This window comes from Antrihabitans cavernicola, from assembly GCF_008297975.1.
In the GTDB taxonomy this organism is placed as follows: domain Bacteria; phylum Actinomycetota; class Actinomycetes; order Mycobacteriales; family Mycobacteriaceae; genus Antrihabitans; species Antrihabitans cavernicola.
In genome coordinates this window covers 136,863-161,321 of record NZ_VLNY01000001.1, presented here as the reverse complement: position 1 = coordinate 161,321, position 24,459 = coordinate 136,863, and the positions used below count along the sequence as shown (strand labels likewise).

Sequence of the window (24,459 nt, the reverse complement as noted above, 5' to 3'; positions counted from 1 at the left end):
CCTGGCGGAGGATAGGGGATTTGAACCCCTGAGGGCGTTAACCCAACCCGCGTTCCAGGCGAGCGCCATAGGCCACTAGGCGAATCCTCCGTGGGTGAGCATACCGGCCGACCCCCACCGCCCAGCAAATCGCGTCCGGCTACACTCGTCCATGGATCCCGCGCGGCGCGCATCCTGTGAACTCCCCCAGGGCCGGAAGGCAGCAAGGGTCAACGGGCTCTGCCGGGTGCGCGGGGTCCCCTTAATCCAGCGGTTTCGCCGCAAAATGCAATGTCGCGTTCAGCAGGCCGCCGGGTAACGTCTCTCCCCGAGACTCCCGTCGAAAGGCCGCCGAAGGATGCCAAGTCAAACTCAGCTCGGATTGATGAGCCACGATGAGCTCACCGCCGAACATGAGCGTCAGTCCGAGAACTATCGACGACTGAAGACCGAGAAGCTGACCCTCGACCTCACCCGCGGCAAGCCCTCGCCCGAGCAGCTCGATCTGTCCAACCGCCTGCTCGATCTGCCCGGCGCCGACGACTTTCGCGACGCCAACGGCACCGACTGCCGCAACTACGGCGGGCTGACCGGCCTGCCCGAGCTGCGCGCCATTTTCGGTGAGCTACTGGGTATTCCGGTGGACAACCTCCTCGCCGCGAACAACGCGAGCCTCGAGATCATGCACGACCTGCTGGTCTACTCCGTGCTGTTCGGCAACGTCGACTCGGACCAGCCGTGGTCGGCCAAACCGGTGAAGTTCCTCTGCCCCAGCCCCGGCTACGACCGGCACTTCGCAATCACCGAGGCCCTCGGTTTCGAGATGATCGCGGTTCCGATGGGACCTGAGGGCCCGGACGTCCACGCGATCGAGGAGCTGGCGAAAGATCCGCAGGTCAAGGGTTTGTGGGCGGTTCCCAACTACTCCAATCCCACCGGCGCTGTGTACTCCGAGGCGGTGACGCGGGCCTTGGTCACCATGCCGACCGCCGCCGCCGACTTCCGCATCTTCTGGGACAACGCCTACGCCGTGCACCCCATCGTGGAGCAGGCCGCGCCGATTCACGACGTGCTCGGCTGGGCCGCGGAAGCGGGAAACCCGAACCGCCCCTTCGTCTTCGCGTCGACGTCGAAGATCACCTTCGCCGGCGCGGGGGTCAGTTTCTTCGGCAGCTCGACTGCGAACCTGAAGTGGTATCAAGGCCACGCCGCGCAGAAGAGCATCGGCCCCGACAAGGTCAACCAGCTTCGGCACGTCCGCTTCTTCGGCAACGCCGACGGCGTGCGCGCGCACATGGCGAAGCATCGTGAGTTGATCGCACCGAAATTCGCGCTCGTTCTGCAGATCCTCGAAGACCGGCTCGGCGCGTCGAAGGTGGCGTCGTGGACAGAGCCGAAGGGCGGCTACTTCATCAGCCTCGACGTGCTGGAGGGAACTGCCGCTCGGGTGATCGGCCTGGCGAAGGATGCGGGTATCGCGTTGACCGCCGCCGGATCGGCCTTCCCGTATGGCAAGGATCCTGAGGATCAGAACATTCGCATCGCGCCGACTTTCCCGTCGACCGACGACCTCGGCAAGGCCATGGACGGCGTCGCGACCTGCGTGTTGCTTGCGGCCAGCGAAAAGCTGCTCGCGGAGTAGCCAACCAGCGCACAATGAGCCCATGATCCTCGGCATCGACGTCATCGGCCTCATTCCGGCACTGATTCCGCTGCTACCGGATGCGCTGAGGGGCTTCATCCCCGCGCTGTTCGGCGGCGTCGGCGAGTGGGGTGGGTGCGTCGCGCAGAACGGTCTGCTCGCGGCGCAGTGCCAGGGCTTGTAAAACCGAGCCTGTAACTAAGCTGTTTCCATGGCGCTCACACTCAACCTTGTCGGTGAAAAAGAGGCGGACAAGCTGCTCGCCGACGACCCGTTGGCACTGCTGATCGGAATGCTGCTCGATCAGCAAGTGCCGATGGAGACCGCGTTCCTCGGCCCGAAGAAGATCGCCGATCGCATGGACGGCCTCGACGTCCATCGCATCGCCGAAGCGAACGAGGAGGAATTCCTCGCGCTCTGCACCAAAACACCTGCCGTGCACAGATTTCCTGGCTCGATGGGCAAGCGCATCCAGTCGCTGTGCCAATACATCGTCGAAAAGTACGACGGCAGAACCGAATCCATATGGCTCGAGGGTGATCCCGACGGGCGCGAGGTGCTGAAGCGGCTCAAGGCGCTGCCCGGCTACGGCGATCAGAAGGCGCGGATCTTCTTGGCGCTGCTGGGTAAACAGATCGGCGTGCAACCCGACGGCTGGCGTGAGGCCGCGGGTGCCTACGGCGACGACGGGTCACGACGTTCCATCGCCGACGTGGTCGACGGCGAATCTTTGCTGCAGGTGCGGGAATTCAAGAAGCAAGCAAAGGCTGCAGCGAAAGCAGACAAGCCCTGACCCGTGGTCGGATCGTGACGTGACTATGTTCGCCGATTGATCAACAACGTCTGCGTCGATCGGCCAACCGGCCCCTGCTGATCGAACACCGCCGCTTCCGTCATTCCGATTCCGTGTGGCTGCGGGTACGTCACCGCGTCGAGGCACACCCATTCGCCGACTGGATGACGATGCAGCGTGACGGTGAGATCGGTATTGATGAAGATGTACTCGTTCCAGTCGAGTGTTGCGCTCACGCCGCTCGACGAGTCAGCGGCCGCCATCGTCCGTTCCAGCGGGCTGGGATCGGTGCCGGCGACAATCGGATGCTTCAGTCGAATCCAACACACTGCCGGACCCGGCTCGGTGAACGAACCTTCGACGAACCGGTATTCGATGGCGGTATGGAAACCGACCTTCTGCGTCGTCGGGAAGTTCACATCGGCCGATGCCAACTCCGGTCCGGGGCGGGTGCCGGTCGGCAGTATCGAGTCGGGTAGCTCGAGCGGCGGATCGGCGAGATGTATCCGCCAAGCGGTCGCCTTCATCACCGGCCCACGGTCGCTGCTGAGCTGTGCCTCGATCATCTCGACGTTGCGTCCGGGCCGAGCCACCTTTGCCTCGACCGTCAGCGGGGCAAGCGGAACGGGGCCCAGAATCTCCACCGATACCCGACCCACCTGGAAACCGTCGCGCGGTTCGCAGCGTTCGATGGCATGGGCGAGCAGGCCTGCAGGCGGACCGCCGTGCTGCGCATCGGGGGACCAGGGACCGCGAGTCAGTTCGGTCGACTCGAAACGGTTCGGATTCGACGGGTCGGGAAGGTAGAAGGCGTCCACGGATCGACCCTAGCCCGGTGCCATGCCCGCCAACCATGTGACGAACTGTGCGGGCGTCGGATCGCCGAGTCTGTCCGTCACGGCGTGCCCGACGGCGGCCGACCGCAGTACTCGATCGGCAATGTCGTCCGGGTTTCCCCACGGCAGGAACGGCTTGGAAATCTGCAGTGACGCAACACCGTGCGCGGCCGCCCAGAATTCCAACGCGATCGGTAGCGGGTCACCGGCCACGAAGATCTGTGCCTCGATGCAGTCCTGAATGCTCTGCGCGAAATCCGTGAATGCGCCGGAGCCTAGTACATGATCGACGTCCATTGCTGCCGACGACGGTTGCGTGGTGGCGAGCCGATACTGCTCCGGATGCTCGCGGGCGAACCGGACGTAGGCGAGTCCTTGCTGTCGCAGTCGTTCCAGCGGGGCGTCGATACCGGCTGCAACGGAATGCATCTCGTCACCGAGCTGGCTGAACACGTCGGCGACGACGGCGTCGATCAGCGCCTGCTTGTCCGCGAAGTGGCGGTAGATCGACGGCGCTGTCACGCCGACCTTGTGGGCGACCGCACGGATGGAGACGCCGTCCTCGCTGCCGGTGTCGGCCAACAAACCCTTTGCCGCATCGACTATTTCGGTCCTCAGCACGTCGCCGGAACCGCGTGCGGATCGGGTACGACGAGCCATCACGTACGCGCCGGGACTCTGTCGTCGGGTGCCTCTTCGAGCCCGATCTTCTCGTGCAGCAACCGAAGCGGTCGCGGTGCCCACCAGTTGAATCGCCCCATCAGTCGCATGATCGACGGCACCAGCAGGCAGCGGATCAGTGTCGCGTCGACAAGCACCGTGATCGCGAGTCCGACACCGAACAGTTGGATGAACGACACCTTCGAAATCGCAAGTCCACCAAGCACGATGGCCATCAGAATCGCGGCGGCGGTGACGATGGGGCCGGTGCGGGTCAGGCCCATCGCCACCGCGTGGGAGTTGGCGTTCGTCGTTCTGTCCGACGCCAACCATTCCTCGCGGATGCGAGACAACAGAAACACCTCGTAGTCCATGGACAGACCGAAGGCGAGGCAGAACATCAGGATCGGCATGTTCGCGACCAGGTACCCGGACGAGGTGAAACCGAGCAGGCCGGACAGATGCCCGTCCTGGAAGATCCACACCATGGCCCCGAATGCCGCGCTCAACGACAACGTGTTGACCACCAACGCTTTCAGCGGCAGCACAACGCTTCCGGTGAACAGGAAGAGCAGGACCAGCGTGGTGACGGCGATGAGGATTCCTGCTAGTGGCAACTTGTTGCCCAGCCCGCTCAGCAGGTCGTCGTTCTGGGCGACAGCACCGGTGAACAATGCCGGTCCAGGCTTCGCGACGTCGCGCAACTCGCGCAACTGGTCGGATCCGCGGTCGGAGAACGGGTCGACCTGGGTGGCGATTCGTAGCGCCGCGCCGGATTGGTTGTTCATGCCGGGAATCGCGGGTCCTACTTGCTGACCCTTCACGAACACGCCTGAGCCGGACAGCACCGCGGCAACGTCGTCCACCTTGGACAGTGCGGCGCCGTACTCGGCGACAGTGCGCGGATCGCCCCGGAAGTCCGGGAGGACGACGGAGACTCCGCCACCGGCGTTCTGGTCGAAGTCGGTACGCAACGTGTCGCCGACTTGCCTGCTTTCCGCCACCGACGCTTGGATCACGCGGTCGTCGGGATAGCCGAATTTCACGCCCAGGAACGGCGATCCCAGGAAGAGCAAGAAGATGACGACGGCGATCGCGATGGGAACCGCGCGGCGCGTGACGTACGAGACCATCCGATACCAACCGCGGGCTTCTGCAGCGACGGCGACGCGCGGCGGACGTCCGAGCATGCGTCGAATCGGGGCGCGTAGGTCCAGCGAATTGATCCGGGTTCCCAGCAGGATCAGTATTGCGGGCAACACCAGAATGGACGCGAGCGCAGCCGCCGCGACGACCGCGACTCCGGCGTAGGCGAAGGACTTCAAGAAGAACATCGGGAAGACCAACATCGCCGAGAGCGACAGGGCGACCGTGATGGCCGAGAAGAGCACCGTTCGCCCGGCTGTCTGCACGGTGCGGATCACCGCAGCCTCGATGTCGAGACCTCTACCCAATTCTTCGCGGAACCGGCTGACGATGAACAGGCTGTAGTCGATCGCCAACGCCAGCCCCAGAGCGGTCGTCATGTTCAACGCGAAGATCGACACGTCCGTCACCAACGTCAATGCGCGCAGGATGGCGAGGGTCGCGACTATCGCGAAGAGGCCGATGGCGAGCGGTAGGCCCGCGGCGATGACACTGCCGAACACCACGATCAGCACAAGGCCCGATATCGGAACAGCGACGGCCTCGGAGATCGTCAGGTCTTTGGTGATCTGGTCGTTGATCTGCGAAATCGCCGCCGCACCACCGCCTTGCTTGATGATCACGCCGTTCGGATGGGGAAGCGATTCCGCGATCGACGCCGCAACCTTCTGGGTCTCGCTGTCGTCGCCCTTCGCGACGGCGACGACGAGTCCGCTCTTCTTGTCCCGGCTGGCGAACCCGGCCTTGAGCCCATCCGGAACGGTCCAATACGACTGGATTCCTTCGACGTCGCCGCGCGACTCCAACAGCGCAACGACGCTCTCGCCCGCGTCCTTCGCCTGCGTGCTAGCGACGCCGTCCGGGGCTGTGACCAGGAAGATCAAGTTCGGCTGGGTGCCGCCGAACTTGTCGTTGAGCAGGTTGTCCGCGCGCGTCGACTCGGCGTCCGATGCGACGAACCCACCGCCCTTGAGGTGACCCGCAACCGGTGCGCCGAAAATCCCGCAAACTACAGCAAGCAAGAGCGTGGCGGCCAAGATCGCCCGAGGGTGACCGACAGCGAATCGAGCGATACGTAGCAGCATTCCGGGCCCCCGATGGCTTGAGTAACGCCGTTATCGTAACGACGTTACCTTAGCTGGCGCAAGCCCCTGTTTCAGTGCAGTCCGAAGCCGGGCTGCCCCGGGCGTTTCGGCGAATGTCCGTGCACACCTTCGGAGTACGCGGTCTCGGCGTGTTGGGCGAAGTCGATGCCCGCGGTCTCGTCCTCAGCGGTGACGCGGAATCCGATGGTCTTGTCGATGAGCTTGCCCAGCAGGAACGAGACGCCGAATGCATAGCCGGCAACCACGGGAACCGCCACCAACTGCTTGCCGAGCTGGCCCAATCCGCCGCCGTAGAACAGGCCCTGCGGTCCGCCGGTCATGATGTCGGCCGCAAAGAACCCGATCAACAGCGTCCCCACCACGCCGCCGACGAAGTGCACGCCGACCACGTCGAGCGAGTCGTCGTAGCCGAACCGGAACTTCCAGCCGATCGCGAACGAGCAGACCAGGCCTGCCAGCAACCCGACCACCAGCGCGCCGAGAATGTTGACGGTGCCACACGACGGCGTGATCGCGACCAAGCCTGCGACGACTCCGGAGGCCGCACCGAAAGTGGTCGGCCGTCCGTCGCGCACCTGCTCCACCACCAACCAGCCGAGCATGCCCAGGCAGCCGGCGATCAGGGTGTTGAGGAAGATCGCTGACGCCTTGCCGTCCGCCGCGAGCGCCGATCCCGCGTTGAAGCCGAACCAACCGAACCACAGCAGTCCGACACCGAGGAGAACGAACGGCAGGTTGTGGGGGCGCATCACGTCGTTCTTGAAGCCGAGACGCGGCCCGAGCACCAATGCGAGCGCGAGAGCCGATGCGCCGGAGACGATTTCGACGACCAGGCCGCCCGCGTAGTCGAGGACGCCCATATCGGCGAGCCAGCCGCCCGGTCCCCAGACCCAGTGCGCGACCGGTGCGTAGACCACCAACGCCCACAGCGGAACGAAGACCATCCACGCGGAGAACTTGGCGCGGTCGGCGATGGCACCGCTGATCAGGGCGGCAGTGATGATCGCAAACGTCAATTGGAAGGTCGCGAAGAGCATCTCGGGTACCGAGCCGTGTGCGGTGTTCGGGTCGATGCCCGCCATGCCGAAGTGGCTCAGCCCGCCGATCACGCCGGAGCCCTCGGTGAACGCCAGGCTGTAGCCGGCGAGGAGCCAGGTGATGGTGACCAATGGGATCGAGATGAAGCTCATCATGATCATGTTGAGGACACCGGTGGACCGGACCATGCCGCCGTAGAAAATGGCCAGACCGGGAGTCATCAGCAGGACGAGAGCGGTACTCGCGAGCAGCCAAGCAGTGGCTGCGGGATCGATCGCGTGAGGCACGTCGGGCTCCTTCTTGGCCCCGGCGGGGGCTTGGGGGTGCTCGGACGAGAATGTCCGCACTCCGTTTCTACTGCTATGCGCTTGTGTTTCGGATTTGTTTCGTGTTTCCGCCGCGTTACTGGAATCTCACGAAGATCCAGGCCGAAAAGTGGTTGTCGGGATGTCGGTGCACGACCGTAGGCTGCCGAGAATGACGACCGGTGTACGGGTGGGGACCGATTGGCGGGCGCTGGCAGCGGTGTCGACGACGGTGCTGGCCTGGGCGTCGGCGTTCGTTGCGATCAGGTGGGTGGGGGAGAGTTTCTCGGCGGCGCCGCTGGCGGCCGGACGGCTGATCGTCGGGAGTGTGCTGCTGGGCGCGGCGTTGGTGTTGAAAGGCAGGTGGGTAGCACCGACCAGACGGGAGTGGGCGCTGCTCGCGGTCTGCGGATTGGCCTGGTTCGCCGTCTACAACGTGGCGCTCAACGCTGCGGAACAGCGGATCGATGCTGGTACGTCGGCCATGTTGGTCAATATCGGTCCGATCCTGATCGCCGTTTTCGCCGGGCTGTTCCTCGGAGAAGGCTTCCCGAAATGGTTGGTGATCGGGGTTGCCGTGGCGTTTGTCGGAGCTGTGACGATCGGTGCGTCGACGGCGAACACCGACAACGCCGACCTGGTGGGCGTTGTGCTGTGCCTGCTCGCGGCGTTGACCTACGCCATAGGCGTGTTGGCGCAGAAGCCGGTGCTTGGCAGGCTTCCCGCCCTGCAGGTGACGTGGATTGCCTGCACGATCGGCGGTGTCGCCTGTCTACCTGCGTTGCCGCAGTTGGTCACGGAGGTCGACGACGCGGCGGCCATTCCCGTCGCCGGGCTGATCTACCTGGGTGCGGTCCCCACCGCACTCGCCTTCGGCACCTGGGCTTATGCGTTGGCACGGATGAACGCGGGGAAGTTGGGGGTGAGCACCTATCTGGCTCCGCCCCTCGCGGCGCTGATGGCGTGGGTGTTGCTCGACGAGGTTCCGCCCGCGCTGGCTTTCGTCGGTGGTGCGATCTGCCTGATCGGCGTTGCGCTGTCGCGACGTCGTTAGCCGCACTCGTTGGGGGCGGGCTGGCCGTGTAATCGTTGATCCAGCCAGGTGAGTGCCTCGGGGAGTCCGGTGAGAGCGGCGATGCCGTGTTCGCCGAGCACTTCGCGGTACGCGGCGTTGGCGCCGAGCGCGCATTGCTCGTTGTAGAGGTTGCGGGCACCGGCCGCGGGTACCCAGAACTCTTGGGCGCCGTTGTAGATGTAGATCGGCGTTCCCACCTTCTTGTCCGCAAGTTTGGTCGCAGCGAAAACGTGCTCGGCGACGGGCGAGTGGAACGGATCGGGATCGTTCGCCATCAACTGCATGGGCATGAACGTGCCGCCCATCGCGGCAAGCGGAATCGTGCAACCGTTCTTCAGCGGTGACGACGCCAGCCAGCGCGCGGCGTTGTTCATCATCGGCAGCATCTCGGTGCGCTCGCGTGCGACTCCCAGGGTTGCCGCGTGCAGCAGCCCTGTCGCGAGGTTCGCGTTCATGCTGCCGATCAGCATGTGGAAGTCGGCGGGAACACCACCGATGGCGACCCCGACCAGCCGCGGCTGCAGTTCCGGGGCATATGTGGCAACGAGTTTCGCGGCGCCTGCCGTAGCGATCGCGCCGCCGGAGTAGCCGGACATCGCCACCCGACTCTTGCCGTAGAGCGCCGGCTCCACGCGGGCGACAGCTCTTATCGAGTCGAGCACAACGTGCGCGGCGACCACCGGTTCGGCGTACGCCATCCGCGGTCCCTCATGGTCGGGAATCAGCACCGCATAGCCGTTGGCTGCGGCCAATTGCGTTGTGGGCGGCAACAAATCGGTGGGATTGGTCGCGATGTTAAAACCGTGTGCAAGGGAGTAGCTGGGCGTGCACGCCTCGCCCAGCGAATCGATGGGCAAGTTGTTGACCAGAATCGGGCGCGGGCCACCGCCGCGCCAGGGGGTAGTCGGCTCGATCAGCGTTGCGGTGCCGATCATCGGGTTGCCACCGACGTCGTCGGTACGGAACTTGACTTGTCGTATGCGGGTGACCGGCGCAGTTACCAGGATCGCCGCGGCGGCCGTCACATCGCGTTCGGTGATGATGTCGCCCGGCGTCAGCGTGCCCAGGTTCGACGGCCAAATGTCGAAGAAACTGTCGCCGGTGGGTGACGGCAGCACCGATGCCCGCAGGCGAGCGATCTGGGGGTCCAGTCGCGCCGCGTCGACGATGGGCATAGATGTGTCTGCGTCGGGAGGTGGCGGTGGGATCGCCGCATCGATCGCCTGCGGAATCTGCGGTGGAATCGCTTGGTACTGCGGAGGTTCCGGTGGCGGCGCGGGCTGCGCAAACGCTGTTCCAGGTGCACCGACCAGCAGGGCGACCGTTGCACACACGCACACGTACCGGCGTAGCGACATTTCGAACCCCCATGTTCGCGCTGGCTCGAATCTAAGGACGTTGTCGGTGCGGTGGAGCACTTTTCGCGAAATGGAACCGTTCTGCGCTCGGCTGCGTCGAACACTGGTGAGAGCACTGACGGGGGAGCGACATGAGACGAGCAATTGCGGCCGACGATCGGCCGATCGACCAGGCCAAAGTGGAGCGCTACATCACGTACACACGCTGGATCTGGTTTGTTGGGACCGCGATCAGTTTGATCGGTGCAGGCGTGGCGTTGTTGTCGTCCGCGGACTCGGTGGTGATGGTGCTGCTGGCAGTGACACTGGTGCAGGCGGCCATCGCGATTCCCGCGGTGCTCGTGCTGCCGCAGCGCGGAAAATGGGCGCGCATCGTGGTGATGGTTCTCGGCGCACTGAGTCTCGGCGGCATGTCGTCGGCACTGCAGATGCACGCGTGGCCGAGCCTGCTCCTCAACCTTGCGTTGGGCTCGACGTTCGCCCTGATGGTCGATCGTGACGTGAAGGCCGCGTTCAAGGAGCAGGCGAAAGTGGCGGCCTAACTCGTGCTGTCCGCGTAGAGCCGGCCGACGGGGTACGGCGCCTGAATGCCTTCTGCGGCAAAGGCGTCGAGCACGGCGTGATGCAGTGATCGTTGCACCGCCCACTGCCGTGCGGGCTTCACCTTGACGGTCAGACGTAGGACGACGCCATCGGCGCTGACGTTCTGCACGCCCAACATCTCGGGCGGTTCCAGCACGTCGCTCGCGAGATCGTCGACGGCCCTGGTTGCCGTCCGGGATGCGACGGCGCAGGCCTTGTCGATATCGGCGGTACGGGCGATGGGGAGATCGAGCACGGCGACGGCATAGCCCTGCGACATGTTGCCCACGCGGACGATCTCGCCGTTGCGGCAGTACCAGAGCGTCCCGCTGACGTCGCGCAGTGTGGTGACACGGAGGCCGACGGTTTCGATGGTGCCGGTGGCTTCGCCGAGGTCGACCACATCGCCGACGCCGTACTGATCTTCGAGCAGCATGAAGATGCCGGACAGGAAATCCCGCACCAGGTTCTGGGCGCCGAAACCGATCGCGACACCGGCGATGCCCGCCGAGGCCAGGAACGGTCGAACGTCCATTCCGATCGCCGACAGAATCTGGAGCACACACCAGACCAGCACGGCGACCGAGACTGTGGACTTGAGGACGGAGCCGATCGTGCCTGCCCGTTGCAGCCGTCGTTCGTTGAGCAAGGCACCCTTCACCTGCGGTGGGGTGCGCTCGCGGAGGGGCTTGACCAGCGACGGCCCGCCCGGTCGGGGCTTGGTCATCCGATCGATCGCGCGATGAGCAAGAAAGCGCAGGACGAGCGCGAGGACGATGTAGGCGGCGATCTCGATCGGCCGGTGGATCAGCCAGTCGCGGTTGGTTTCGGTCAGTTCGAAGGCGCGTAGTTCAGGTGACACGTGCCCGAGGGTACGGATCGGTGGTGCGGTGATGCCACCGCCGATGACCTGCAGTTTCTACGAATAGCGCTGCCCAGCAGGGGTTTTCGTCGCACCTCGCGGACCTTGTCGGCACTTCGCCCACCCGATAGGGTGCGCGAAGTGGGTAATAGGTGAGCGAAGTGCGGTTTCAGCGGTCGTCGACCCAGTTCGGGTGTTCCGCCTTCCACTTTTCGACGGCAAGAACGGCGGGGAATTCGCGAGGCGTGTACTTCAAGCACACCACCAACAGGGCTGCGAGAAGGTCGCCGTAGATGAAGACGGCGGCGACAGCGAGAAGGGCGCCCAACGCGTCGTTGCCAGCCGCTGCACCGGCGCCAGCTGCCGCGCCGGCACCGATCAACGCCTTGGAGCGGCCAGGGGTTGCCGACTTCGCGAACACCGAGCTCGACTTGTAGGCAGCACTCAACGGAAGGTGAATTCCGCCGTTCTGGGCTGTTCGTACCGCATTGAATGCGCGAAGCCCGCGAATCAGGCTGAGCGTGACAGCAGCAGTGGCGAGAACGAACAAGATGACGCGAAGCCACAGATTCGGAATCTGCAGAATCGCGCCGAACACGCCTACGACAAAAAGAGTTGCGATTGCCAAGATGAAGACAAACACTGCGATGGTGACCGAACGGCGAAGCCAGTAGCGGACGCCGCGCCGATACCAATTTGTACCAAGCCCACGAAGGCTCGGAATGGGTGGACCCTCGACTGACGTAAAGCCTTGAGAGTTCATTTTTTAGTCATCGCTCCCCAAATGGCTTTGCCCACGTCGGTGATTGTTTCCAAACTATTCTTGCCGGCGGTTGCCGTTGCATTGCCCACGCCGGCAACTATCCCTTGCGTCCCGCCATGCTCCCCCAGGTCTTGCTGCCAATGCTCGTGCCAGAGTGCATTCGAAAACTCGCCGACGTAAACGGCGGCAAGTCCGGCTCCCGCAGCGGGAAGTAGCACCGGGCCTCCCTCGGTCAAACCAGTCGCGGCTTCTGCACCGATTGCCGCACCGGTAATGACGCCGACGGCGCCGGACGAATAGTTCGCCGCTCGCGCATGCTCCGGCGACCAGCCTTTTTCCATGTCATCGTGTGACTGAAATTCTGCACCGACCGCCGAGGCGACCACGTCCAGTACCGGTATCTCCTTCATGAATTTCAGCGACTCGGGCATAGCGGCCGAGTACATCGCTCCGGTTGGGGATTTGGTCAACAGATCGTCGAACTTCGTTGCGAACAACCGGGCGCCGGGGCCCTCACCTTTTCCGGCCTCGGCAGCGGCGAGCGATTCACGCAGATTCACGAGATTCTGGTGCGCAGCGATGTGCGCTAGCCGCGCGTCGTTGGCAGCAGGCAGCCGCATGCCTCTTTCTGCGTAGTCTGCTTTCGCCGCGTCGAGATGTCGGCGGGCGTCGCGGAAAGTGTTCTCGGCGTCGTCGATCGAAGCGGGCAGCGTGCCCTCTGCCTTCAAGTTCTCGTTGGCGGGAACCGAGTAGAGGCCTGTGATGTATGAACCGACAGTCGTCCATTTGTCGACCGACGGACCCTCGTCGTTGTCGGGATGCGAGTCGATCTTGCCGAACACGGCCGACAAATCGTCACCGGCCTTGAGGCGAAGCCCATCTGCGAGGTGCATTGCTTCGTTGTAGATCGCAACGTACTTCGCTTGTTCCTCGCGAAGGGTAGCCGCAGCGGAGTCGCCTGGTGTTCCCGACGTGACGATCGGCAACGGTTCACCGCGTGGTCCGATCGGGACGCCGTTGCTTCGAGCCGCGTCCGCAGCGTTGTACAGGTTGGCCTCGACCTCGGCGAGGTTGTTGCCGAGCGTGCCGACGATCGCCCCGACCGCAGCAACAGATTCCGCGAGTGCGCCGACTTGAATCGAGTTCATCGACCATTTCTTGCGAAACTCGTCGGCGGCGCCACCGCTCCATCCGGCGTCCGCCGCAAGCTTGTCCGATCGTGCGCCGAGGATCCGAACGATGTCTTTCATCTTTTCCGGCGCTCCGGACATCGTCAGCGCCATGGCCTGCAAGCCGACAATGTCGCCACCGACCCAACTGGTACTCATAGGTCTTCCACGATCTCGTCGAACAGGAAGCGGTTGTCTATTTCGCGGTCCTGGTAGGAGTCGTGCGCGTCGTACAACTTGTCTGCGTGGTTTTGTATTGAGGTCGCCAACTTCTCGTGCAGCACGGCGAAAGCCTCCGTAATCGAGCGGAGCACAGCATTGACGTCGCCGTTGCCAGTATCAGCGGCCGGCGGAGAGACCTGCCTGGCGAGTCCTCGGTAGACCTCGGAGTTCTGGTCGAAGTCGTTTGCCATGAGCTTCAGATCGTCGAGAACAACTTTGAAGTCAGCCATTGAGCGCCTCCGAAAGTGAGCGAACAGCGGAATCCGACCACCGCTTACGCAACAGATTGTCGACCGGGTCCAAAACGATGCCTGCGATGCCGGCTCGAATGACGGAACGCTGGAAGTTGATAGATGCGAGTCCGATCCATGGCTGTGCGTCACCCAGTCGCTCCACGAGGAGGCGGACGTCAGAGAACGCGACGGCGATGACTTCGGTACCAGACCTGGTCGTGAACAGTTCGATTTCGATGGCGCCCCCCGGTTTGTCGATCGCCGGATGGGCGGGGACGACAACGAAGTCCGGCAGCCCGTCCAGACGCTGCCCGCTCTGCTCGCGACGATCGGCGCGTTCGCTCGCCCGCGGTCGCGCACCGAAGGTCGGCTCCAACCATGACTCGACTTGCATATCGATCCCCCCTCGCCACGGCCCCCGCCATGGCAGTACTGCACTCTAACAACGGCAACTCGGAGCGACAGGTTTCGTGTGGTTCGGTCGGGTCACACCATGTCTCCCCTCGCCGGTACCCTCGCCCAGTGGCCCTGTACCGGAAGTATCGCCCGGCGACCTTTGCGGAGGTGGTTGGGCAGGAGCACGTCACCGAGCCGCTCAGCACTGCACTCGATGCTGGTCGCATCAATCACGCTTACCTGTTTTCCGGGCCGCGCGGCTGCGGTAAGACGTCGTCGGCTCGCATCCTGGCGCGCTCACTCAACTGTGAGCAGGGGCCGACGTCGACGCCGTGCGGTGTGTGCGGATCGTGCGTCGCGCTGGCGCCCGGTGGGCCCGGCAACCTGGACGTGATCGAACTCGACGCGGCCAGTCACGGCGGCGTCGACGACACCCGCGAGCTGCGGGATCGCGCTTTCTACGCGCCTGCCGAGTCGCGCTACCGCGTGTTCATCGTGGACGAGGCCCACATGGTCACCACCGCGGGCTTCAACGCGCTGCTCAAGATCGTCGAGGAGCCGCCCGAGCACTTGATCTTCGTGTTCGCAACCACTGAGCCGGACAAGGTGCTCGCGACGATTCGCTCTCGCACCCACCATTACCCGTTCCGTCTGCTGGCGCCGACGGTGATGCGCGGCTTGCTGGAACGCATCTGCGCGCAGGAGAGCGTCACCGTCGACGACGCGGTGTACCCCTTGGTGATTCGCGCCGGTGGGGGATCGCCGCGCGACTCGCTCAGCGTCCTCGACCAGTTGCTCGCCGGTGCGGGCAGTGAGGGCGTCACCTACCCGCGAGCGCTTGCACTGCTGGGCGTCACCGATATCGCGCTGATCGACGAGGCTGTGGACGCTCTCGCCGTCAGCGACGGCGCAGCCCTGTTCGGCACCGTCGAGAAGGTGATGGAGGCAGGCCACGATCCGCGCCGCTTCGCCGTCGACCTGCTCGAACGCTTCCGGGATCTCATTCTGTTACGCGCGATTCCCGATGCCGGTGAGCGCGGAATGGTCGAAGCGCCGGGCGACGTCCTGGAGCGGATGCGCGACGAGGCAGAGCGGATCGGGCCTGCAACGCTGGCCCGCTACGCCGAACTGGTGCACGAGGGCTTGGGCGAAATGCGCGGTGCGACAGCTCCGCGGTTGTTGCTCGAAGTGATGTGCGCCCGCATGCTCCTGCCGTCGGCATCGGATGCCGAGTCGGCGGCGCTGCAGCGGATCGAACGGATCGAGCGTCGACTCGACGTGACGCGTCCGGCGGGGGAGCAGGAGGCCGCCGCGGTGCACGTCGAGGCGCCCAAGCAGGTCGCGAGTCAGTCGGCTCGTGAAGCTGCGGTCCGCTCGATTCGGCGCCCGGAGCCAAAGGTCGAGCAGGCTGCCCCTGTTCCACCCGCAGCACCCACAGCACCCGTCGAACCTGTTGTTCCCGTCGAACCAGCGCGAGTCCGGGACACCCCACCCACGCCAGACGATGTCAGGGGACCCCTTGCTCAGCCGGAAGCGGAGCCCGTCGCAGCTACACCAGAACCCGAGCCCGCCGACCCCGGCCAGCCCGATGCCGCAGCAGTACGCGCCGTGTGGTCGGAGGTTCGGTCGAAGGTGCGTGAACGCAGTCGTACGGTTGAGGTGATGCTGTCCGGCGCATCGGTGGCTGCGGTGCGAGACAACACGATCGTGCTGGCACACGAATCGGCGCCGCTGGCCAAACGGCTCGTCGAACCGCGCAATGCCGAGGTCATCCGCGACGCTTTGAAGGATCTCTTCGGCGTCGACTGGGACGTGCAGTGCGACACCGGCGCCGCAGCGCCCGCCCCGCCGCCGAAGCCGGCTCGTCAGCAGCAGCAGAAATCGACGGACGGTCCGCCGCGGTTCTCGCGTCCGAGCAAAGGTCGCGTCGAGCAGCCACCGGCACGCGCACGGGATTCTCAGGCCGACGATGTTCCGCCACCGGAGGCACCCGACTATCCGGACGACCCAGGGCCGCCAGATCCCGACGCCGCACCCGTCACCACTGCGCAGGACGAAGAGGAGATGTTGGCCGACGCCGCGGAGCCGGTGCCGCCAGGTGAACGCCGCGATCCGGACGACGTCGCGCTCGAGCTGCTACAGAGCGAGCTCGGGGCGAAGAAGATAGACGAGTCGCAGCAATAAGTTAACGACGATTCGCGCGAATAGCGGAAAATTTGATGCCCCCCTTTCGGCTGGGTGGGGGTAGGTTCTATGGTGGGTGGGCCGAGGCGTGCTCATATGCCGAGGTCGACGTTTACACAGCATCATGACTGGTGTTGGACTCGCCGCATCAGGCGCGGTGAGCTGTGGCTGATTCTCGGACCGGGCAAACGTCGCCCGGCGAGCGTTCGAAACGGTACGAACGAGCGCGCAGTCTGTTGACGCAGACGCGCACATTAGGAAGGAAGTTGTCACAGTGACGACAGAGGCGTTCATCTACGAGGCGATTCGCACTCCGCGTGGTCGGGGCAAGAAGACCGGGTCGCTGCACTCGGTCAAGCCGATCTCGCTGGTCACCGGTCTGGTCGACGAGCTGCGCGTGCGTTTCCCTGACCTCGACGAGGACCGGTTGTCCGACCTCATCCTCGGTGTGGTGTCCCCGGTCGGCGATCAGGGTGCCGACATCGCGCGTACCGCCGTGCTGGCAGCAGGACTGCCGGACACGGTCGGCGGATTCCAGCTCAACCGTTTCTGCGCATCCGGCCTGGAGGCCGTGAACCTAGCAGCGCAGAAAGTTCGTTCCGGCTTCGACGACCTGGTCATCGCCGGTGGCGTCGAGTCCATGTCCCGTGTCCCGATGGGCTCCGACGGTGGTGCCTGGGCGATGGACCCGGACACCGCCTACAACACCTACTTCGTTCCGCAGGGCGTCTCCGCCGACCTGATCGCCACCATCGAGGGTTTCAGCCGTGAGGACGTCGACAACTACGCCGTTCGCTCGCAGGATCTCGCTGCCAAGGCAACATCGGGCGGCTACTTCGCCAAGTCCATCGTTCCGGTCAAGGACCAGAACGGGCTGACCATCCTCGACAACGACGAGCACATGCGTCCGGGTACCAAGCTCGAGGACCTTGCCAAGCTCAACCCGTCCTTCGCCGCGCTCGGTGAGATGGGTGGCTTCGACGCCGTGGCGCTGCAGAAGTTCCACCAGGTCGAGAAGATCAACCACGTCCACCACGGTGGCAACAGCTCGGGCATCGTCGACGGTGCTGCACTGCTGCTGATCGGCTCGGAAGAGGCGGGCAAAGCCAGCGGCCTGACCGCGAAGGCTCGCGTCGTCGCGACCGCCACCAGCGGTGCCGACGCCACCATCATGCTCACCGGCCCCACACCGGCCGCAAAGAAGGTTCTCGCCAAGGCGGGTCTGACCATCGCCGACATGGATCTGGTCGAGATCAACGAGGCGTTCGCGTCCGTCGTGCTGAAGTTCCAGAAGGATCTGCAGGTTCCCGACGAGAAGCTCAACGTCAACGGCGGCGCCATCGCGATGGGCCACCCGCTCGGCGCCACCGGCGCGATGATCACCGGCACCATGGTCGACGAGCTCGAGCGTCGCGATGCCCGCTACGCGCTGATCACCCTCTGCATCGGTGGCGGCATGGGCGTTGCCACCATCATCGAGCGCGTCTAACCGATCCGACCGAATTCATCCGAGCATCAAACCAGGAGACCTAAAGCAGTGACTGACAACATGATCGGTTGGGACAAGGATTCGGACGGCATCGTCACCCTGACGATGGACGACCCGAACCAGGGCGCCAACACGATGAACGACCTGTACAAGTCGTCGATGAAGGCGACCGTCGACCGCCTCGAGGCCGAGAAGGACGACATCACCGGTGTCGTCGTCACCTCCGCGAAGAAAACCTTCTTCGCGGGCGGCGACCTGAAGAACATGATCAAGATCGGCCCGAACGACGGCCAGGCCGTCATGGACGAGCTCGGTCAGATCAAGGGCGACCTGCGTCGCCTGGAGACCCTCGGCAAGCCGGTCGTCGCAGCCATCAATGGTGCGGCGCTCGGTGGCGGCCTGGAGATCACCCTCGCGTGTCATCGCCGCATCGCGGCCGACGTTCGTGGCAGCAAGATCGGCCTGCCCGAGGTCACCCTCGGCCTCCTCCCAGGTGGTGGCGGCGTCGTCCGTACCGTGCGTCTGCTCGGCCTGCAGGGCGCGCTGATGCAGGTGCTGCTGCAGGGTCAGCAGTACGTGCCGTCCAAGGCGAAGGAAGTCGGCTTGGTCCACGACCTCGTCGGTTCCGTCGACGAGCTCGTTCCCGCAGCCAAAGCGTGGATCAAGGCGAACCCCGAGGGCGGCGTGCAGCCGTGGGATGTCAAGGGCTACAAGATCCCAGGCGGCACCCCTTCGAGCCCCGCATTCGCAGCCAACCTACCGGCCTTCCCGGCAAACCTGCGTAAGCAGATCAAGGGCGCGAACATGCCTGCGCCGCTTGCGATCATGTCCGCAGCTGTCGAGGGTTCGCAGGTCGACATCGACAACGCAACGCTGATCGAGTCGCGCTACTTCGTCTCTTTGGTGACCGGCCCGGTCGCGAAGAACATGATTCAGGCGTTCTTCTTCGACCTGCAGTCGATCAACAACGGCAAGTCGCGTCCGGACGGCATCGAGAAGACCGCTCCCAAGAAGATCGGCGTCCTCGGCGCAGGCATGATGGGCGCCGGTATCGCGTACGTGTCGGCGAAGGCCGGCTACGACGTCGTCCTCAAGGACATCACGATCGAGGCTGCCAACAAGGGCAAGGCGTACTCGGAGGCCATCGAGGCCAAGGCGCTCTCGCGTGGCAAGACCACCGAGGAGAAGTCCGCGGCGCTGTTGGCGAAGATCACCCCGTCCGCAGATCCGAAGGATTTCGCGGGCGTCGACTTCGTCATCGAGGCCGTGTTCGAGAACGTCGAGCTGAAGCAGAAGGTCTTCGCGGAGATCGACGAATTCGTCGAGCCGACAGCGTTGCTGGGCTCCAACACGTCGTCGCTGCCGATAACCGGCTTGGCCGAGGGAATCAGCCGTCCGGAAGACTTCATCGGCATCCACTTCTTCTCGCCCGTCGACAAGATGCCACTGGTGGAGATCATCCGTGGTGAGAAGACCTCCGACGAGGCGCTGGCCCGCGTGTTCGACTACACGCTCGCCATCAAGAAGACCCCGATCGTCGTCAACGACAGCCGCGGCTTCTTCACCTCGCGGGTCATCGGCACGTTCATCAACGAGGCCATCGCCATGCTGGAAGAGGGCATCGAGCCCGCGACCATCGAGCAGGCAGGCCAGCAGGCCGGTTACCCGGCGGCACCGTTGCAGCTCAGCGACGAGCTGAACTTCACCACGATGCAGAAGATCTTCAACGAGACTGCAGCGGCGGCGAAGGCCGAGGGTCACGAGATCACCGGTGCCGCAGCCGCTTCCGGCCGCGTCATCAACAAGATGGTCGAAGAGCTGGATCGCAAGGGTAAGTCGGGCGGCGCAGGCTTCTACGATTACGCGGACGGCAAGCGCACCGGGATCTGGCCCGGTCTGCGGGAGACGTTCGGCACCAAGCCCGACCTCGAGGTGCCGTTCCAGGACCTGATCGACCGCATGCTGTTCGCGGAGGCCTTGGAGACGCAGAAGTGCTTCGACGAGGGCGTGCTCACCACCACGGCCGACGCGAACATCGGCTCGATCTTCGGTATCGGCTTCCCGGCCTGGACCGGTGGCGTGCACCAGTTCATCGTCGGTTACCCGAACGGTGGCCAGGCTGCGTTCGTCAAGCGATCCGAGGAGCTGGCAGCCAAGTACGGCGAGCGGTTCCAGGTTCCGGATTCGCTCAAGGCATAGCTGAAAACCAAAGGCCGCGAACCAGTTTCGACTGGTTCGCGGCCTTTGCCGTACTAAAGCTGCCGCTCGGCGAGCAGGTCGACAACCGCGTCGATCTCGACTGCGAGGTGCCGGTCAGGACCCGGGCCGGGTACACGCTCTCGCACCTTTGCCACTGCTGCACCGGTGACGGGACCGGGCTGTAGAGGTGACCGGAAGTCCAAAGCCCGCGCCGCGGTGAGAATTTCGATGGCGAGCACGCGTCGCACGGCGTCCACTCCGCGCCGCAGCTTGCGGGCAGCGTGCCAGCCGAGCGATACGTGGTCTTCCTGCATCGCCGAACTCGGGATGGAATCGACGGAGGCTGGAACGGCAAGCCGCTTGAGCTCGGCCACCATCCCTGCCTGGGTGTACTGCGCGATCATGTGACCGGAGTCCACGCCCACCTCGTATGCCAGAAACGGTGGTAGTCCACGGGATCTCGCGGGATCGAGCATCCGGTCCGTGCGCCGTTCGGAGATCGACGCCACGTCGGCGACGGAGATAGCGAGAAAGTCGAGCACCGCGGCGACAGGTGCGCCATGGAAGTTGCCGTTGCTGAGCACCCGGCCGTCGGGTAGCACGACGGGATTGTCGATGGCACTGGCCAATTCGCGGCTTGCGACGGCACTCGCGTGCGCCGTGGTGTCCCGGGCCGTGCCGTGCACGGCGGGCGTACAACGCATCGAGTATGCGTCCTGCACCCGGTTGTCGCCGGGCCCCGCGTGCGACGCGACGATGGGAGACGTGGCCAGCATTGCCGCGATCGCGGCCGCGCTGTCGGCTTGACCGAGTTGCGGACGCAACGCCTGCAATTCGGGGAGGAACACCTGATCCGTTCCGAGGAGTGCCTCGATCGACATCGCCGCTGCGAGATCTGCTGTGTCCCAAAGGTAGTGCAGATCGTGCAGGGCCAGGCAGAGCATCCCGAGCATGCCGTCGGTGCCGTTGACCAGCGCCAGGCCTTCCTTCTCCGCGAGCACGACCGGCGTCAGGCCGGCAGCGGCGAGCGCATCGGCCGCGGTGCGCCGTACAGCAGTCGTACCGGTGACCACGTCGACGTCGCCCTCGCCGATCAAGGCCAGCGCCACCGCCGAGAGCGGTGCCAGGTCGCCCGAGCAGCCGAGTGAGCCGTATTCCGGCACCACCGGCGTGATGCCCGCATTGAGCAGGCCCACCATCAGATCGACTGTCGCAGGACGGATTCCGGTTCTTCCGGTTGCGAGTGTGCTGAGCCGCAGCAGCATCATCGCCCGGACCACCTCGGTCTCCACAGGTGTGCCGGTGCCCGCCGCGTGCGATCGGATCAGCGACGTCTGCAACGCAGCCCGTCGCTCGCGCGGAATATGCGTGGTCGCCAACGCCCCGAACCCCGTGGAGATTCCGTAATGCGGGTTCGGGTCCTCGGCAAGGGCCTCGACGACAGCGCGCGACTCCGCGATTGCCTGAACCGCCGCCGGGGCGAGAGACACGGTCGCGAAGTCTCTCGCGACCGCGACGACGTCCGCGGCGGTTACCGGACCGATATCGACAACGACGGGATTGCTCATCCGCCCATTGGACGCCGCAGCTGCCCGTTATGTCCAGAGCCGGCTACGCCACCCACCACGGCCGCAGCGGCAGACCGACGTTGCCACCGGCAGGCACCTTCACCGACAGCACTTGGTGCAGCTGAATGACGTTGCGCTCGAACCCGAGTCGCGATCCCGCGAGGTACAGGCCCCACACCTTCGCGGTGCCGATACCCACTTCGGCGACGCACTCGTCCCAATGCTCGACCAAGTTCTTGTTCCACTCCGCCAACGTCAACGCGTAGTGCTCACGTAGGTTCTCCTCGTGCCGCACCTCGAGACCGACGTTCTGGATGTCGGTGATGATGCGACCCGACCCGATCAGCTCGCCGTCGGGGAAGACGTAGCGATCGATGAACCCGCCGGCCTTGGTGCTGCGCGTGTTGTCCGGGCGGGTGATGCAGTGGTTCAGGAACAGGCCGCCGTCGCGCAGCTTGGACTGAATGAAGCCGAAGTACGCCGGATAGTTCTGCACCCCGATGTGTTCGGTGAGCCCGATCGACGACACGGCGTCGAAACCGGTCTCCTGAACATCGCGGTAGTCGGAGTGCCGCACCTCGGCCAGCGCGGACAAACCTTCCTCGGCGATCGCCTTCTGTGCCCACTCGGCCTGCTCTGCCGACAACGTCGCACCGATCACGTGCACACCGCGGCGGGCGGCGTAGCGCACCATTCCGCCCCAGCCGCAACCGATGTCGAGCAGCCGATCACCTTCTTTCAGCCGCAGCTTGTCGAAGACAAGGCGGTACTTGTTCTCCTGCGCCTGTTCGAGGGTGCGATCCGCGTCTTCGTAGGCAGCACAGGTGTAGGTCATCGAGGGTCCGAGGACCTTCTCGTAGAACGCGTTGGACACGTCGTAGTGATGGTGGATCGCTTCCGCATCACGGGATTTCGAGTGCCGTAGGCCTTCGGCGATACGACGCCACCGCGGCAACGTCTCCTGCGGCGGTGGCGCGACCGGGCGCAGCGTCTCCCAGCCGAGCGAGCGCATGACGCTGGCCAGCGTCATGGCGTCCGGCCGACTGAAGTGCAGCTCTTCACCCATGACGCGCAGGATCTCGTACGGATCGCCGGGATGCACGCCGACGGCCTCGAGGTCGCCAGAAACGTAGGCGCGGGCCATGCCGAGATCGCCGGGTGCCGTCACCAGGTAGGTCGTACCGCGGGGCGTCTTCAGATCGAGGCCGTACTTGGCGTCCGCGGGCCCGGCGGTGCTGCCGTCGTAGGCGCTGAAGCGCAGCGGTAGGTCGCCGTTGGTGAAGATCTCGAGGATCTCGGCGATGGTGAGCTTTTGTCCTGTGTCCCAGCGGGAATCGGCTTTGTCTTTGAAGGTTGTCATTTACGTCGCACCGCCTTTGCGTATAAATCGAGCAATCGTGAAGTTGGGTCGTACTTGGTCTTCAATTCGGCGTAGTCCGCTCCGCCGTACAGCTCGGCGAACTCATCCTCTGAGTAGTAAGCGTCGGAGTACAGCGATTTATGTCCGTCCAGCTCGCTGACCTTGTTTTCGATCAGCCGGTTGGCCGCACCTTCGGGCTGACCGGGCACGATCGGCACCGACGACCAGAAGCCGACGTTGACGTAGGTGCGCTTCGGCGCCAGCGGATACAGCGGCCACCGCCGCTCGACGTCGCGACCAGGTTCACGTAACTGCAACGGGCACAACCAGATCGGCTCGATCGGGATTTCGCGCAGGAACCACTCGATGAACTCGGCGGTGCGGTCGATCGGCACCTCGATGTCCTGGACCACGCGTTCGCGCGGCGGATTGCCCTTGCGTGCTTCGAGGCGATCGGCGATGTCGTATTTCTGATCGAGCCCGATCAGCTTCCAGTAGAAACTGCTGCGGCGATACTTCTTCGGCCAGAACCGACGGATCCGCGGGTTCTGCGTACCGAAGGCGCGCGAGCACCAGAACCAGTCCGTATCCCAACGCCACAGATAGTCGTGGATGGTGAGCCGGTCGGTCTGCTTGCTCTGAATCGACCGGTAGTAAACGTCCATATCGGTGTAGTCGCTGACCGGACCGGGCTCGTCGGTCTGCCGCCCGAGCGTCAGGTAGCTCTCGTCGGCGCTGAACACGACGCCGTCCAGGTAGTCGACCTGCTGTCCGTCGTAGCTGCGCTCGACCACGATCCGATCCATCGTGGCCTGCAGTTCGCGTACGTCGCGGAAGCGGACATGGCGGAGTGCGACGAACGGCTGCACCGTCTCGAGCTCGATTTTCAGCCGCGTCGAATAGCCGAGCGTGCCGTAGGAATTAGGGAACCCACGAAACAGATCTGCGTGCTCGCCGTCCGGCGTCACCGTGACGATCTCACCGCTACCCGTCAGCACATCGATCTCGAGCACCGACTCGTGCGGCAGGCCGTTGCGGAACGACGACGATTCGATGCCCAACCCGGTCACCGCGCCGCCGAGCGTGATGGTCTTCAACTGCGGCACCACCAGCGGTGCCAAACCGTACGGAAGAGTGGCCGCGACCAGGTCTTCGTAGGTACACATCCCGGCGACGTCGGCGGTCTTCGCGTCGGGATCGACGCTGATGACCGAGTCCAATCCGCTGACGTCCAATCCGGGTGCGGTCGCCTTGGCGCGCGCTCGGAACAGATTGGACGTCTTCTTCGCCAACCTGACAGTCGCGTTTGCTGGAATTGCTTGGTAACTCGCGAGCAAACGATCGACTCCCGCTCGGTGCGCGGCAACCCCCGTTTCTCGGCGCTCAGCAGTGCGTCGAGTAAGCCCGTTCACAGATACAGCCACCCTTCGACGCTATCGCTAGGTTGTTCGTCTTGCTACAGAGAGGTACCCCTTGACCGGGAACTTCACGCAA

Annotated in this window: 21 protein-coding genes, 1 tRNA gene and 1 other RNA gene; 9 read left to right on the top strand and 14 right to left on the bottom strand. The window is 64.5% G+C overall.

Annotated features, from left to right (window positions below; all coding sequences use genetic code 11):
- Positions 1 to 2 precede the first annotated feature (2 nt).
- A tRNA-Ser gene (locus FOY51_RS00800) sits at positions 3 to 90 on the bottom strand.
- Positions 91 to 150: 60 nt separating this feature from the next.
- On the opposite strand from FOY51_RS00800, the gene ffs reads away from it, so the two are divergent.
- From ffs to FOY51_RS00785, 4 genes are all read left to right on the top strand, one after another.
- Positions 151 to 245: signal recognition particle sRNA small type (ffs, locus tag FOY51_RS00795), an RNA gene on the top strand.
- Positions 246 to 337: 92 nt separating this feature from the next.
- Positions 338 to 1,621, top strand: coding sequence for an aspartate aminotransferase type Ic (locus tag FOY51_RS00790; RefSeq protein WP_149428310.1), 1,284 nt, complete (start codon positions 338 to 340; stop codon positions 1,619 to 1,621).
- 22 nt (positions 1,622 to 1,643) lie between these two features.
- On the top strand, positions 1,644 to 1,805 hold the full coding sequence (locus FOY51_RS27055) for a hypothetical protein (RefSeq protein ID WP_187776121.1): 162 nt from the start codon (positions 1,644 to 1,646) through the stop codon (positions 1,803 to 1,805).
- Between the two features lie 27 nt (positions 1,806 to 1,832).
- Positions 1,833 to 2,414, top strand: coding sequence for an HhH-GPD-type base excision DNA repair protein (locus FOY51_RS00785; protein ID WP_149428309.1), 582 nt, complete (start codon positions 1,833 to 1,835; stop codon positions 2,412 to 2,414).
- Positions 2,415 to 2,437: 23 nt separating this feature from the next.
- On the opposite strand, the gene FOY51_RS00780 is transcribed toward FOY51_RS00785, so the two are convergent.
- From FOY51_RS00780 to FOY51_RS00765, 4 genes are all read right to left on the bottom strand, one after another.
- Positions 2,438 to 3,232, bottom strand: a complete 795-nt coding sequence (locus FOY51_RS00780) for a thioesterase family protein (protein WP_149428308.1) — start codon at positions 3,230 to 3,232, stop codon at positions 2,438 to 2,440.
- Between the two features lie 9 nt (positions 3,233 to 3,241).
- Positions 3,242 to 3,871 (bottom strand): TetR/AcrR family transcriptional regulator, encoded by a 630-nt coding sequence (locus tag FOY51_RS00775; RefSeq protein WP_235916014.1) that lies wholly within the window; start codon positions 3,869 to 3,871, stop codon positions 3,242 to 3,244.
- A gap of 38 nt (positions 3,872 to 3,909) precedes the next feature.
- The gene (locus FOY51_RS00770) at positions 3,910 to 6,093 is read right to left on the bottom strand and encodes an MMPL family transporter (protein WP_353961347.1); all 2,184 of its coding nucleotides are present in this window, start codon (positions 6,091 to 6,093) and stop codon (positions 3,910 to 3,912) included.
- Positions 6,094 to 6,212: 119 nt separating this feature from the next.
- A complete protein-coding gene (locus FOY51_RS00765) occupies positions 6,213 to 7,487 on the bottom strand; it encodes an ammonium transporter (protein WP_187776120.1) in 1,275 nt (424 codons plus the stop codon).
- A 190-nt stretch (positions 7,488 to 7,677) separates the two neighbouring features.
- Here FOY51_RS00765 and FOY51_RS00760 point away from each other — a divergent pair, with 190 nt between their 5' ends.
- Entirely contained in the window at positions 7,678 to 8,559 is an 882-nt protein-coding gene (locus tag FOY51_RS00760) for a DMT family transporter (RefSeq protein ID WP_149428304.1), read from the top strand.
- Here FOY51_RS00760 and FOY51_RS00755 read toward each other — a convergent pair.
- Positions 8,556 to 9,938: a lipase family protein gene (locus tag FOY51_RS00755; protein ID WP_149428303.1), complete on the bottom strand. Its 1,383-nt coding sequence runs from the start codon at positions 9,936 to 9,938 to the stop codon at positions 8,556 to 8,558. The genes FOY51_RS00760 and FOY51_RS00755 overlap by 4 nt on opposite strands.
- A 131-nt stretch (positions 9,939 to 10,069) precedes the next feature.
- Between FOY51_RS00755 and FOY51_RS00750 the strand changes: the two genes are divergently transcribed.
- Positions 10,070 to 10,480: a hypothetical protein gene (locus FOY51_RS00750; RefSeq protein ID WP_149428302.1), complete on the top strand. Its 411-nt coding sequence runs from the start codon at positions 10,070 to 10,072 to the stop codon at positions 10,478 to 10,480.
- Here FOY51_RS00750 and FOY51_RS00745 read toward each other — a convergent pair.
- The 5 genes from FOY51_RS00745 to FOY51_RS00725 all read right to left on the bottom strand — a co-directional run bounded on the left by FOY51_RS00745 (position 10,477) and on the right by FOY51_RS00725 (position 14,163).
- Complete coding sequence (locus tag FOY51_RS00745; protein ID WP_149428301.1) at positions 10,477 to 11,382, bottom strand: mechanosensitive ion channel family protein; 906 nt, start codon at positions 11,380 to 11,382, stop codon at positions 10,477 to 10,479. The two genes, FOY51_RS00750 and FOY51_RS00745, sit on opposite strands and share 4 nt — an antisense overlap.
- Positions 11,383 to 11,551: 169 nt before the next feature.
- The gene (locus FOY51_RS00740) at positions 11,552 to 11,980 is read right to left on the bottom strand and encodes a hypothetical protein (RefSeq protein WP_149428300.1); all 429 of its coding nucleotides are present in this window, start codon (positions 11,978 to 11,980) and stop codon (positions 11,552 to 11,554) included.
- Between the two features lie 161 nt (positions 11,981 to 12,141).
- Positions 12,142 to 13,473: a hypothetical protein gene (locus tag FOY51_RS00735; RefSeq protein WP_149428299.1), complete on the bottom strand. Its 1,332-nt coding sequence runs from the start codon at positions 13,471 to 13,473 to the stop codon at positions 12,142 to 12,144.
- Entirely contained in the window at positions 13,470 to 13,766 is a 297-nt protein-coding gene (locus FOY51_RS00730) for a DUF6317 family protein (RefSeq protein WP_149428298.1), read from the bottom strand. The genes FOY51_RS00735 and FOY51_RS00730 overlap by 4 nt, the downstream gene beginning before the upstream one ends.
- A complete protein-coding gene (locus FOY51_RS00725) occupies positions 13,759 to 14,163 on the bottom strand; it encodes an SAV_915 family protein (protein ID WP_149428297.1) in 405 nt (134 codons plus the stop codon). The genes FOY51_RS00730 and FOY51_RS00725 overlap by 8 nt, the downstream gene beginning before the upstream one ends.
- 128 nt (positions 14,164 to 14,291) lie before the next feature.
- Between FOY51_RS00725 and FOY51_RS00720 the strand changes: the two genes are divergently transcribed.
- The 3 genes from FOY51_RS00720 (at position 14,292) to FOY51_RS00710 (ending at position 20,037) form a co-directional block, all read left to right on the top strand.
- Positions 14,292 to 16,349, top strand: coding sequence for a DNA polymerase III subunits gamma/tau (locus tag FOY51_RS00720; RefSeq protein ID WP_149428296.1), 2,058 nt, complete (start codon positions 14,292 to 14,294; stop codon positions 16,347 to 16,349).
- Positions 16,350 to 16,623: 274 nt separating this feature from the next.
- Positions 16,624 to 17,838, top strand: coding sequence for an acetyl-CoA C-acetyltransferase (locus FOY51_RS00715; RefSeq protein ID WP_149428295.1), 1,215 nt, complete (start codon positions 16,624 to 16,626; stop codon positions 17,836 to 17,838).
- 60 nt (positions 17,839 to 17,898) lie between these two features.
- Positions 17,899 to 20,037 (top strand): 3-hydroxyacyl-CoA dehydrogenase NAD-binding domain-containing protein, encoded by a 2,139-nt coding sequence (locus FOY51_RS00710; RefSeq protein ID WP_149428810.1) that lies wholly within the window; start codon positions 17,899 to 17,901, stop codon positions 20,035 to 20,037.
- A gap of 53 nt (positions 20,038 to 20,090) precedes the next feature.
- On the opposite strand, the gene hutH is transcribed toward FOY51_RS00710, so the two are convergent.
- Genes hutH through FOY51_RS00695 form a run of 3 tightly spaced genes read right to left on the bottom strand, consistent with a single transcriptional unit; the run spans position 20,091 to position 24,389 of the window.
- Positions 20,091 to 21,605 (bottom strand): histidine ammonia-lyase, encoded by a 1,515-nt coding sequence (gene hutH / locus FOY51_RS00705; protein WP_149428294.1) that lies wholly within the window; start codon positions 21,603 to 21,605, stop codon positions 20,091 to 20,093.
- Between the two features lie 43 nt (positions 21,606 to 21,648).
- Positions 21,649 to 22,965: a class I SAM-dependent methyltransferase gene (locus FOY51_RS00700; RefSeq protein WP_149428293.1), complete on the bottom strand. Its 1,317-nt coding sequence runs from the start codon at positions 22,963 to 22,965 to the stop codon at positions 21,649 to 21,651.
- Positions 22,962 to 24,389: an FAD-binding oxidoreductase gene (locus FOY51_RS00695; RefSeq protein WP_187776118.1), complete on the bottom strand. Its 1,428-nt coding sequence runs from the start codon at positions 24,387 to 24,389 to the stop codon at positions 22,962 to 22,964. Before FOY51_RS00695 ends, FOY51_RS00700 begins: the two co-directional genes overlap by 4 nt.
- Between the last annotated feature and the right edge of the window lie 70 nt (positions 24,390 to 24,459).

Bases quoted from the DNA above. Each gene is read 5' to 3' on its own strand.
- FOY51_RS00790 (WP_149428310.1), top strand. From the start codon at position 338: ATGCCAAGTCAAACTCAGCTCGGATTGATGAGCCACGATGAGCTCACC.
- FOY51_RS00760 (WP_149428304.1), top strand. From the start codon at position 7,678: ATGACGACCGGTGTACGGGTGGGGACCGATTGGCGGGCGCTGGCAGCG.
- FOY51_RS00730 (WP_149428298.1), bottom strand. From the start codon at position 13,766: ATGGCTGACTTCAAAGTTGTTCTCGACGATCTGAAGCTCATGGCAAAC.
- FOY51_RS00735 (WP_149428299.1), bottom strand. From the start codon at position 13,473: ATGAGTACCAGTTGGGTCGGTGGCGACATTGTCGGCTTGCAGGCCATG.
- FOY51_RS27055 (WP_187776121.1), top strand. From the start codon at position 1,644: ATGATCCTCGGCATCGACGTCATCGGCCTCATTCCGGCACTGATTCCG.
- hutH (WP_149428294.1), bottom strand. From the start codon at position 21,605: ATGAGCAATCCCGTCGTTGTCGATATCGGTCCGGTAACCGCCGCGGAC.
- FOY51_RS00785 (WP_149428309.1), top strand. From the start codon at position 1,833: ATGGCGCTCACACTCAACCTTGTCGGTGAAAAAGAGGCGGACAAGCTG.
- FOY51_RS00750 (WP_149428302.1), top strand. From the start codon at position 10,070: ATGAGACGAGCAATTGCGGCCGACGATCGGCCGATCGACCAGGCCAAA.
- FOY51_RS00700 (WP_149428293.1), bottom strand. From the start codon at position 22,965: ATGACAACCTTCAAAGACAAAGCCGATTCCCGCTGGGACACAGGACAA.
- FOY51_RS00755 (WP_149428303.1), bottom strand. From the start codon at position 9,938: ATGTCGCTACGCCGGTACGTGTGCGTGTGTGCAACGGTCGCCCTGCTG.
- FOY51_RS00710 (WP_149428810.1), top strand. From the start codon at position 17,899: ATGATCGGTTGGGACAAGGATTCGGACGGCATCGTCACCCTGACGATG.
- FOY51_RS00725 (WP_149428297.1), bottom strand. From the start codon at position 14,163: ATGCAAGTCGAGTCATGGTTGGAGCCGACCTTCGGTGCGCGACCGCGG.